A 10,524-nucleotide genomic window follows, 5' to 3' on the forward strand; every position below is an offset into this window, starting at 1 on the left:
ATGATCCGTGATACAATGATACTGATCCATAAAATGGACAGAAAAACAGAGAAGCCGTGCGAATGAATACATAGGAGAGGTGTCGGTATTGCATGTTCCGGGGAACAGATTTAGAAACACGTGTGCTTCAGGTGCAAGAAACACACTCTCCAGACAAACGAGACGATCTGCTTAGGGAACTGGAACCACATGTGCGCAGAATCGCTTCACGTGTTTGCAGGAGGGTGATCACTAAGCAGGATGACGAGTACATGATCGCTTACAAAGCTTTGGATGAAGCGATCAGTGGCTACAGCTCAGGATTTCAGGCAACATTCATGTCCTTTGCGTACAAAGTGATCCATCGGCGGTTGGTGGATTATTTCTGGCAGGAGGCAAAGCATCAGAAAACGGTGCCCCTTTTGACTTCCGGTCCAAATGAGGAAGAGATCCAAAACCAGGAAGTGGTGGCCAAAGCCTTTGAAAGTTACCGGGACGAAGAACTGAGCAAAATGCGCCGCCTTGAGATCGAAATTTTTAAAAAAGCGTTGGCCAAGCAAGGGATCACTTTGGATGAATTGGTCAAAAAAAGCCCGAAACACCGGGATACACGCGAAAATTTATTCCACGTGGCGAAAAAGCTGGTGTCTGAGAAGGAGCTTTTGCACAAATTCCTGCACCAAAAAAAGTTGGATAAAGAGATTGCCTCATATTTGGGAATGCATCGCCGAACTTTGAATCGGCACAGAAAATACCTGACGGCTCTTACCATTGTCATGACGGAAGATTTAGCCCTTGTGCGAAGCTATTTGGGTCTGTAAGGGTAAGAAAGGGGGCGAATGAATGCGGAAAGGAGTTATCATGGAAGTTCGGCCGCGCCATTGGATTGTGATGACACCGGATGGCGAGTTTGTTCGTGTGCCGAGAACAAACATGGAGCTGACCGTGGGAGAAGAAGTGGAGTTTCCCATGGTTGTGAATCGTTCTTCCGCATGGAAGAGAAAGCCTTGGATCGCGGCGATCAGTGCCGGCGTGGCAGCGATGATCGGAATGTTTTATGTTCTTCCCCAATTTTCGCCTTCCAAGGAAGCCCATGCAGAAGGATATATTTATTTGGATGTGAATCCCAGCATTGCGATTGGAATGGATAAAAACAAACATATCACCGAGGTCAAACCCTTAAACAAATCCGCTTTAAAAGTGCTTGGCGGTAAAAGTTACAAAAACGAGCAAGTGGACGAATTTGTGGAACATTTTTTGGATGAAGCGAAACAACAAGGTTTTTTGCATCCGAAAGACCAAATTGTTTTATCCGGTTACAACGATGAAGAAACAAGCGTGAGAACGTTGCAAGAGATCGAAACCATGATTGACGAGGAAAGCAAAGAAGAGAAACTGGAATTGCTTGTTCATACGCTGACGATGCCGAAATCGGTGAAGAAGAAAGCAGATGAAACCGGTTTGTCCCCGGCGAAATATGCCGTGTGGATGATTGCAAACAAAGAGGGGAAAAACCTGGATGTCAAAGAGATGGAAGAGATTCCGATAACGCAACTGGCTGAAGACATCAAGCCGGTATCCGATATTCTCAATCGGCCGCCATCGGAAGAAGAATGGGAAAGCATCATCAAAGATGAGAATCAACCCAAAACGGATCACAAAGACGATGCCCCCGCCAAAAAAACAGACAAAACCAGCAATGACTCTTCTTCGGGTTCCACCCGTGATCCGGCTTCTAATACCGATCAGGAGGAACCTGCAAACAAGGAGGAACCGGAGCAAACCGATTCCCAATCTCCATCAAAAGATCAGGATCAGAAGGCTAAACCTGCAGATGAAAAAACAGACTCCTCTTCCGATTCAAATACGTCGGGTCCAAAAGAGTCCAACATGGTGACGGATGAGTAAACCGGTTGAACTGGGGTTGCAAGCTGACACCTCCCACCAGCTTACAACAGAAATGAGAGGGGCCGATTTCGATGAAAGGGACTGGGATCGTAAGAAAAGTGGATCATCTGGGAAGGATCGTATTGCCAAAAGGCCTGAGGGATCTTTTGAATATTCATCCCAGCGACGGTGTTGAAGTGTTTGTGGATGATCAATATATTGTGCTGAAAAAATACGAGCCCAACTGCATTTTTTGCGGGAGTCTGGAAGAAGTGATCTACTATCGCGGAAAAATGATTTGCAAAAAATGTGTGGAGGAAACATCCAAAGTGATGATGAAAGGAGCGCCTGAGTAAGGGCGCTTTTTTTGGTGCATGTCTTCTTTATCTCACAACCGCTTCACCGTGACGGACTGACAAACAATCGCTTGTTTGGTAAAATGAAAACATATGATAAATAAATAATTTTTCGAAAAATGAAATCGCTTTCTTTACAAGGGGGAATATTCCAATGGATCAGCAAATGCTGTTGCTGGACAGGATGGAGCCGATCGCAAAAATAACGCTGAATCGCCCGAAGTCACTCAATGCCTTAAACTCCGGCCTGATGAAAAAACTGGCCGATGAATTGGAAGCGCTGGACCGGGACGAAGCGATCCGGGTGATTGTTTTGACCGGGAGTGAAAGGGCTTTCGCGGCGGGAGCCGACATTAATGAGTTGTCTGAAACCAAGCCGGTCGACTTTGTGATGAAACAATTTTTCCGGGATTGGGAACGGATCCGCAAAATCTCCAAACCTTTGATTGCGGCTGTCAACGGTTATGCTTTGGGCGGGGGCAATGAACTGGCGATGTGCTGTGATATGATCATTGCTTCCGACACGGCTCAATTTGGACAACCTGAAATTTTATTGGGAGTGATCCCCGGAGCCGGGGGAACCCAGCGCCTGACCAAAGCAGTCGGAACAAAAAAAGCGATGGAAATGATTTTGACCGGAAAAAGCATTTCGGCAGAAGAAGCCCTGCAGTGGAGATTGATCAATCGTGTGGTTCCCGCGGAGGATTTGGAAAAAGAGGCGCTGTCCCTTGCAAAAGAGATTGCGGAAAAGCCGCCTGTTGCAGTCCGGCTGGCCAAACAAGCGGTTTTAAAGGCGCAGGAACTTCCTTTGGAACACGGATTGAATTTGGAACAAAATGCTTTTTTTCTGCTCTTTTCCTCAGAAGACCAAAGCGAGGGTATGCGGGCGTTTTTGGAAAAAAGAAAACCGGAGTTTCGGGGGGAATAAGATCACACTTCCGGTTTTGGGCATATGATGAATTGAGAGATTTTCAGGCTTGTCAGTCAACTTGTTCAAAGTGGAGATGATAAGAATGGGAAGCATGAAAATCAATGAACAAATGCGGGGAGCTTTGCTGGAGGAAGCGAAGATGCGCGACGTGTTTGAAATGATGGACCGCTATGGCCATGAGCAGGTCATTTTTTGCCGTCATCCGCAAACCGGTCTCAAAGCGATCATCGCCTTGCATAATACAACCGCGGGACCGGCTTTGGGCGGATGCCGCATGATTCCGTATGCTTCGACGGACGAAGCCCTGGAGGATGTTTTGCGGTTGTCCAAAGGCATGACCTATAAATGCAGTCTGGCAGATGTGGACTTTGGCGGGGGAAAAATGGTCATTATTGGAGACCCGAAAAAAGATAAGTCGCCGGAGTTGTTTCGCGTGATCGGCCGTTTTGTGGGCGGGTTAAACGGCCGTTTCTATACCGGAACCGACATGGGAACCAACCCGGAAGATTTTGTCCATGCCGCCAGGGAATCGAAATCTTTTGCCGGATTGCCGAAATCGTACGGCGGAAGCGGGGACACATCCATTCCCACCGCGCTCGGGGTGTTTCATGGAATGCGGGCAACCGCCCGGTTTTTATGGGGGACGGATCAGCTGAAAGGGCGTGTGGTTGCCATCCAGGGAGTCGGCAAGGTGGGAGAGCGCTTGTTGCAGCTTTTGGTCGAAGCGGGGGCTTACTGCAAAATTGCCGATATCGATTCGGTGCGATGCGAACAGCTGAAAGAAAAGTATGGCGACAAGGTCCAAGTGGTGGATGTGAACCGGATTCACAAGGAGAGTTGCGATATTTTCTCGCCTTGCGCCAAAGGCGGCGTGGTCAATGATGACACCATTGACGAGTTTCGTTGCCTGGCCATTGTCGGATCCGCCAACAACCAACTGGTGGAAGACAGGCATGGGGCTTTGCTTCAAAAACGAAGCATTTGGTATGCGCCCGATTATCTGGTGAATGCCGGAGGGCTGATTCAAGTGGCTGATGAGCTGGAAGGCTTCCATGAAGAGAGAGTGCTTGCCAAAACCGAAGCGATTTATGACATGGTCCTGGATATTTTCCACCGGGCGAAAAATGAGAATATTCCCACTTGTGAAGCGGCGGACCGGATCGTGATGGAGCGTTTGAAAAAGTTAACCGATATTCGCCGGATTTTGTTGGAGGATTCCCGCAACAGCGCAAGGAGGTAAAAACCATTGATGGAACTGATGACCAAGGATGAAGTCTGCCATCTTTCCCCGGATGGCCATTTGACGGAATCGGGAAAGGAAATCTGGAACCGGTTGAGTGTGGAAAAGAAAAAAGACTTTTACCGGTGGATGGTCTTCGTCCGCCATTTTGACCGGCGGTCGGTTTTCTTGCAACGGCAAGGGAGAATCGGAACCTATGCCCCTTTGGAAGGACAGGAAGCGGCGCAGGTCGGAAGTTCCTTGGCCTTGCAAAAAAAAGATTGGATTTTTCCGAGTTACCGGGAACACGGGGTGGCGATGATTGCCGGAATGCCGTTGTCTCAAATCTTGCTTTATTGGATGGGCAGGGTCGAAGGATGCAAAGCCCCGGAAGAAATTCGCTTATTGCCTCCTTCCGTGCCGATTGCCACCCATCTTCCGCATGCAGTCGGAACGGCCTGGGCATCGAAATTGAAAAAAGAGGACAGCATCGCGGTCTGTTACTTTGGGGACGGGGCCACATCCGAAGGGGATTTTCACGAAGCTTGCAATTTTGCAGGGGTTTTCAACATCCCGGTGATTTTTTTCTGCCAAAATAACGGCTATGCCATCAGTGTGCCGTTTTCGCGCCAGTCGGCGTCAAAGACGGTGGCCGAAAAGGCGAAAGCGTATAACTTTCCGGGAATCCGCGTCGATGGAAATGACGTTTTGGCCGTGTATGATGTGATGTCTAAAGCCGTCGCGCGTGCCCGTGCCGGGGAAGGACCGACCTTGATCGAAGCCGTGACTTACCGCTTCGGTCCGCACACCACGGCCGATGATGCCACGCGTTACCGCCCGCCGGAAGAAGTGGAAGAATGGGTGAACGAAAAAGATCCTTTGCTGAGATATACCCGCCTGTTGAAAAAGGAAGGGTTGTTGACGGACGAAGAGGAGAAAACGTGGGAAGAAACCTGCAAAGAGAAAATGGATCAAGCCATTTCCCGGGCGGAAAAAGAAGAGCCGGTCCCTCCCGGGCATATGTTTGCGCATGTATATGAAACCTTATCCGCAAATGAAAAGAGACAAAAACTGGAGCTTTTGGAAGAGAGGGATTATCGTCGATGAAACCAAAAACCATGGTGCAAGCCATATGCGATGCGCTGAAGGTGGCATTGGAGACCGACCCGCGGGTGATTTTGCTAGGGGAAGATATCGGGAAAAACGGAGGGGTTTTCCGAGCGACGGAAGGATTGTGGGAATTGTTCGGAGAGGAGAGGGTGATGGACACCCCGCTTGCGGAAGCGGGCATCATCGGTTCCTCCATCGGACTGGCTGTAGGCGGGTTTCGTCCGGTGGCGGAAGTGCAATTCATGGGTTTTATTTATCCGGCGATGGAACAGCTGGTGACGCATGCCGCGCGCTTGCGGACAAGGACACAAGGAAGGTATCCGGCTTCCATGGTCGTGCGCGTTCCGTATGGCGGGGGGATCCGGGCGCCCGAATTGCACTCTGATTCCACGGAAAGCTTATTTGTCCACATTCCCGGATTGAAAGTCTTGGCCCCTTCAACTCCGAAAGACGCCAAAGGGCTTTTGCTTGCCGCCATTCAAGATCCGGATCCGGTTTTGTTTTTGGAACCGATGCAGTTGTACCGTTCGGTGAAAGAAGAAGTTCCCGAAGGGTGGTATGAGGTTCCGATCGGCCAAGCGCGGAAAGTGACGGACGGGGAAGATGTCACCCTGATTGCATGGGGAACCATGGTGCCGGTGGCGAAAAAAGCGGCAGAAGCAGGAAAAAAAGAAGGAATCTCCTGTGATTTGATTGATTTGCGTTCCTTGTCGCCATTGGATGAAGAGACGATTATTCACTCTGTCAAAAAAACGGGGCGGGTCGTCATTGTCCATGAAGCCCCCCGAACCGCCGGGGTTGGAGCGGAGTTGACGGCACTGATCAATGAACAAGCTTTTCTGTACCTGGAAGCCCCGGTGACCCGGGTGACCGGTTATGACGTGCCGGTGCCGATGTATGCATTGGAAGATGATTTCCGCCCGGATGTGAAACGGGTGTATCAAGCGATTCGCCAGGTCGTTTCTTATTGAGGGGGGAGAGAAGAAGTGGCAGTGAAATTTTGTTTGCCGGATATCGGCGAAGGGGTGACGGAAGCCGAAATCATCCGCTGGCTGGTGAAAGAAGGAGAGAAAATCGAAGAAAATCAACCGGTTTTGGAAGTGCAGACCGATAAAGCAGTCGTGGAATTGCCCGCGCCTGCCGGCGGAAAAATCATGCGGTTGAAATGGACCGAAGGGCAAGTGGTACCCGTTGGGGAAGTTTTGTATGAACTGGAAGAAGACGAAACCGTTGCCCGCCCGGTGGCCCCGCAGAAGAAAAAGAAAAAAAGAGTTTTGGCAACCCCCTCCACGCGGCGTCTGGCCAGGGAACACGGAGTGGATATCAATGAAATCAAGGGAACGGGGGAACATGGGCGGGTCACCAAAGAAGATGTCCTCCGCCATGTGAACCGGAACAAGGAGAGGCCGGTATCCGGTATCCTCCCTCCGAAAGTGGAAGTTCCCACTCAGGAAGTGGTGGAGGAAGATTTGTCACCGACGCGGCGGGTGATCGGGGACCGGCTGCTTTATTCGGTGACCCGCAAGCCGCATGCGACCCATTTTGATGAATTGTCGGCAGATGGTTTGGTCCGGTGGTACGAACAACAAAAACAAGCGTCGGCCAATGATCCGTCGTTGCCCAAATTAACTTATATGGCCGTTTTGGCAAAATTAGTCGCCGTGACATTGAAACACCATCCCCGGTTTAATGCCCATTATGATGAGGAAAATCAGCGCATCCGGCAGTTTTCGTCCATTTCGCTGGGGATGGCGGTGGATGCCCCGGGAGGACTCGTCGTTCCGGTGATTCAACAGGCCGAGCAAAAAAGCATCGACCAGCTGGCGGAAGAAATCGGAAGATTGACCCAACTGGCAAGAGAAGGGAAGCTTTCGCTGGATCAAATGAAGGGAAGCACTTTTACCATCAGCAATGCCGGGGCTTTGGGGGGAGAATGGGCGACCCCGATCATCCAGCCCCCGGAGGTGGCCATACTTGCCTTGCACCGGATCGGGGAAAAACCGGTCGTGGAACATAACCAGCTAACCGTCGGATGGCGGATGAACGTCTCGCTCAGTTTCGATCACCGGGTGTTGGACGGAGCCGATGCCATCCGTTTTACACAAACTTTGGGCGAATATACCCGGGATCCCGGAAAGTTGTTGCGGGAACTCATTTGACAAAACAGGTTTTGATGATGGAAGGCTTACAAAGTAAGTCTTCCTTTTTTGCATAAAATTTCCTGATCCTATCAAACTAAGAAAAGACCGTGAGACGAGGAGGATTTGTATGGATCAGGTCACCATGGCCCGAATCTTTTTTGGGACTTCTTTGGCTTTTCACATCATCTACGCCACGTTGGGAATCGGTTTGTCGGCGATGGTTTTTGTAAGCGAATGGCTCTTTTACAAAAGAAAAGATCTTCACTACGCGGTCATGGCTAAGCGGTGGACCAAGTCAGTGGCACTGCTTTTGGGAGTGGCCATTCCGAGCGGGACCATTGTGGCTGTCCAGCTTTCGCTGTTGTGGCCGGGATTTATGAAAATTGTCGGTCAAGTGATCTCGGTTCCGTTTCAGATTGAAATCTATGCATTCTTTTTGGAAGCACTCGCCTTATCCATTTATGTTTACGCTGCTGACCGCCTGGCCCCTTTGTGGCGGGTGATTTCCGTGTTTTTAGTGGCTTTTGGCGCCGCGGCTTCCGGAATTTTGATCACATCGGCAAACACTTGGATGAATACTCCTGCGGGGTTTGACATGAAACCGGACGGGACGGTCTACAATGTGGATCCATGGAAAGCTTTTTTTAATCCGAGCTTTGGAAACACCGCTTATCATGTGGTGGTCAGTGCGCTCATGACCGGAGCATTTGTGATCGTGTCTATGGCCAGTTACCGCTTGTTGAAGGGAAAGGCCACCGAACGCCCCGTTCATCAAAAAGCTTTGTTTTTCTCATTGATTGCAGCGTTTGCCATGTCGTTTTTGACGGCAGTTTCCGGACACGGATCTGCCCAAAATTTGCATCAATATAATCCGGAAAAACTCGCCGCTTCAGAGGGATTGTTTGAAACCCGGCGTTATGCCCCACTGATCATCGGCGGTGTGGTGGATCAAGAAAAAAGAGAAGTGAGAAACGGGATTGAAATCCCCTACATGCTCAGCTTTTTGGCAGGAGACCGGTTTGACACGGAAGTCAAAGGCTTGGAGGAATTTCCGGAGGAAACCTGGCCGCCGGCCTATGTGCACACTTTGTTTAACATCATGGTGGGAATCGGTGTCCTCTTGTTGGCTCTTTCCGCTTTGGCCCTTTATTTTTGGTGGAAACAACGGGATGCAAAGGAGAAAAATCTGCCCCGCTGGCTGTTGTGGTTACTGGTTGCATCCGGGCCCTTATCCATGCTGGGGATCGAATTTGGCTGGATTTTCAGTTGCAGCGGACGTCAGCCCTGGACGATTTACGGGGTGCAACTAACGGCGGAAGCGGCAACCAAAGCCGGGAACCTCGGTTTCCTGTATGTCCTGTTTGCCGTGGTATACGGGTTGTTGAGTTTGATGTTGGTCAAAGTGATGATCTCCTATTTCCGGCGTCATCCCCTCGAAGAAGATCTGGAACAAATGAGACAAAAGGGGTATTCCTATGGAGCAAACTATTGAACCGTCGATTGCCATTTTGTTGATATGGATGCTTGTCTACGTCTACAGCATGGCCGGATCCATCGATTTTGGAGCCAGCTTTTGGGCGATGATTTACAATCAAAAACGATCCAAAGCCGGACAAGTTGCCAACCGGTTTTTGTCTCCCACTTGGGAGGTGACCAATACGATTTTGGTGTTGTTGGTGGTGTCCATGGTGGGCTTTTTCCCGAAAGCGGCTTATATGCTGGGAACGGTGCTGTTGGTTCCGGTCAGCATCATTTTGTTGCTGATCACCTTGCGCAGTTCTTTTTTGGTGTTGTCTTATTCGGCCGGGGGGTCAGCCAAAGGACTCCGTATTGTTTCGGGTATGACGGGCTTGTTTGTCCCGGCGCTTTTGATCAGCGCGTTGCCGGTGACGGAAGGCGGCTTTATCCGGGAAACCGGGGGACAGATCATGATGTTGTTTGATAAGTGGTTAACCAGTCCTTCTGTTTATTTGTACATGTTGTTCGGGCTTGCGTCGGAATTGTTTTTGTCTGCTTTGTTTCTCGCGGATTATTCGAGGGAAGCCAATGATACGGAGGCTTATGCGATGTACCGGAAGCAAGCCGTCTGGCTCGGGCCGGTGGCCATCGCAGCGGCGGTTTTGACGCTCGTTTTTTTGGAACCGGAAGCGGAATGGTTGTTGCATAGGCTTAGCGGACAGTTGAAACTGTTTTTGTTATCCATGGTTTGTTTCTTGATCGGGTACCTTTTTTTATGGCGGGGAGGCCGGCGGATCCGGGTGGCGATCATTTTTATATTTTTACAATATGCGTTTGCCACGTTTGCTTACGGAATTGCCCATCTTCCGTATATTGTCTATCCCTACTTGACGGTCGGAGAAGCATTTACCAACATTAACACCTTCTATTCCCTGCTTAAAATCCTTGGTGCGGGGATTGCCCTGCTCTTGCCGGGATTCTTGATTTTTTGGCGTTTTTTCCTGAAGGATAAGCGTTATTTGCAAAAGCAGGAATAGGAAACATAAAATTTTTTTAAAAAATGTCTTGCGCAATTTGTCGATTTGTGTTAAATTATTTCTTGTCGCCGCGAGGCGATGGAAACAATGAAAAAACGACGCACTTTGAAAATGAGATATGGAAGAAGCAAGACGAGGTTGAAGAAGCTCGTTTGACGAGAATCTTCACACGTCGCTTGTCAAGTTGCAATCACCGGGAGAAGTAATCTCCAAGAGAGCCAGTAGGGTAAGCTACTAAGGGCACACGGTGGATGCCTTGGCGCCAGGAGCCGATGAAGGACGGGACGAACACCGATATGCCCCGGGAAGCTGTAAGTGAGCGTTGATCCGGGGATGTCCGAATGGGGGAACCCGCCAGCTTGAAGAGCTGGCACCGCCATCTGAATCCATAGGATGGACGGGGGCA

General features: G+C 49.9%; 10 protein-coding genes and 1 rRNA gene. All 11 read left to right on the top strand.

What is annotated here, in order from left to right; genetic code table 11:
• Positions 1–224 precede the first annotated feature (224 nt).
• The gene (locus ATH33_RS12600) at positions 225–800 is read left to right on the top strand and encodes an RNA polymerase subunit sigma (RefSeq protein ID WP_147437082.1); all 576 of its coding nucleotides are present in this window, start codon (positions 225–227) and stop codon (positions 798–800) included.
• Between the two features lie 22 nt (positions 801–822).
• On the top strand, positions 823–1,887 hold the full coding sequence (locus ATH33_RS12605; RefSeq protein WP_037996281.1) for an anti-sigma factor domain-containing protein: 1,065 nt from the start codon (positions 823–825) through the stop codon (positions 1,885–1,887).
• A gap of 71 nt (positions 1,888–1,958) precedes the next feature.
• The gene (locus ATH33_RS12610) at positions 1,959–2,222 is read left to right on the top strand and encodes an AbrB/MazE/SpoVT family DNA-binding domain-containing protein (RefSeq protein WP_037996279.1); all 264 of its coding nucleotides are present in this window, start codon (positions 1,959–1,961) and stop codon (positions 2,220–2,222) included.
• Positions 2,223–2,376: 154 nt separating this feature from the next.
• Entirely contained in the window at positions 2,377–3,150 is a 774-nt protein-coding gene (locus ATH33_RS12615) for an enoyl-CoA hydratase-related protein (protein WP_037996276.1), read from the top strand.
• A gap of 85 nt (positions 3,151–3,235) precedes the next feature.
• The gene (locus ATH33_RS12620) at positions 3,236–4,393 is read left to right on the top strand and encodes a Leu/Phe/Val dehydrogenase (RefSeq protein ID WP_231855195.1); all 1,158 of its coding nucleotides are present in this window, start codon (positions 3,236–3,238) and stop codon (positions 4,391–4,393) included.
• A gap of 9 nt (positions 4,394–4,402) precedes the next feature.
• Positions 4,403–5,479, top strand: coding sequence for a pyruvate dehydrogenase (acetyl-transferring) E1 component subunit alpha (gene pdhA / locus ATH33_RS12625; RefSeq protein ID WP_181729134.1), 1,077 nt, complete (start codon positions 4,403–4,405; stop codon positions 5,477–5,479).
• A complete protein-coding gene (locus tag ATH33_RS12630; protein ID WP_037998365.1) occupies positions 5,476–6,453 on the top strand; it encodes an alpha-ketoacid dehydrogenase subunit beta in 978 nt (325 codons plus the stop codon). The genes pdhA and ATH33_RS12630 overlap by 4 nt, the downstream gene beginning before the upstream one ends.
• 15 nt (positions 6,454–6,468) lie before the next feature.
• A complete protein-coding gene (locus ATH33_RS12635) occupies positions 6,469–7,641 on the top strand; it encodes a dihydrolipoamide acetyltransferase family protein (RefSeq protein WP_062843300.1) in 1,173 nt (390 codons plus the stop codon).
• Positions 7,642–7,750: 109 nt separating this feature from the next.
• Positions 7,751–9,115: a cytochrome ubiquinol oxidase subunit I gene (locus tag ATH33_RS12640; protein WP_062843301.1), complete on the top strand. Its 1,365-nt coding sequence runs from the start codon at positions 7,751–7,753 to the stop codon at positions 9,113–9,115.
• A complete protein-coding gene (locus ATH33_RS12645) occupies positions 9,099–10,118 on the top strand; it encodes a cytochrome d ubiquinol oxidase subunit II (RefSeq protein WP_037998427.1) in 1,020 nt (339 codons plus the stop codon). The genes ATH33_RS12640 and ATH33_RS12645 overlap by 17 nt, the downstream gene beginning before the upstream one ends.
• Before the next feature lie 224 nt (positions 10,119–10,342).
• Positions 10,343–10,524: ribosomal RNA gene (locus ATH33_RS12650) — 23S ribosomal RNA — on the top strand; the annotation flags it as partial.

The organism is Thermoactinomyces vulgaris (assembly GCF_003688725.1).
GTDB classification, from domain to species: Bacteria; Bacillota; Bacilli; order Thermoactinomycetales; family Thermoactinomycetaceae; genus Thermoactinomyces; species Thermoactinomyces vulgaris.

Excerpts from the sequence above, each read along its gene's own strand:
- ATH33_RS12605 (WP_037996281.1), top strand. The coding sequence starts at position 823 with ATGCGGAAAGGAGTTATCATGGAAGTTCGGCCGCGCCATTGGATTGTG.
- ATH33_RS12610 (WP_037996279.1), top strand. The coding sequence starts at position 1,959 with ATGAAAGGGACTGGGATCGTAAGAAAAGTGGATCATCTGGGAAGGATC.
- ATH33_RS12615 (WP_037996276.1), top strand. The coding sequence starts at position 2,377 with ATGGATCAGCAAATGCTGTTGCTGGACAGGATGGAGCCGATCGCAAAA.
- ATH33_RS12620 (WP_231855195.1), top strand. The coding sequence starts at position 3,236 with ATGGGAAGCATGAAAATCAATGAACAAATGCGGGGAGCTTTGCTGGAG.
- pdhA (WP_181729134.1), top strand. The coding sequence starts at position 4,403 with ATGGAACTGATGACCAAGGATGAAGTCTGCCATCTTTCCCCGGATGGC.
- ATH33_RS12630 (WP_037998365.1), top strand. The coding sequence starts at position 5,476 with ATGAAACCAAAAACCATGGTGCAAGCCATATGCGATGCGCTGAAGGTG.
- ATH33_RS12640 (WP_062843301.1), top strand. The coding sequence starts at position 7,751 with ATGGATCAGGTCACCATGGCCCGAATCTTTTTTGGGACTTCTTTGGCT.
- ATH33_RS12645 (WP_037998427.1), top strand. The coding sequence starts at position 9,099 with ATGGAGCAAACTATTGAACCGTCGATTGCCATTTTGTTGATATGGATG.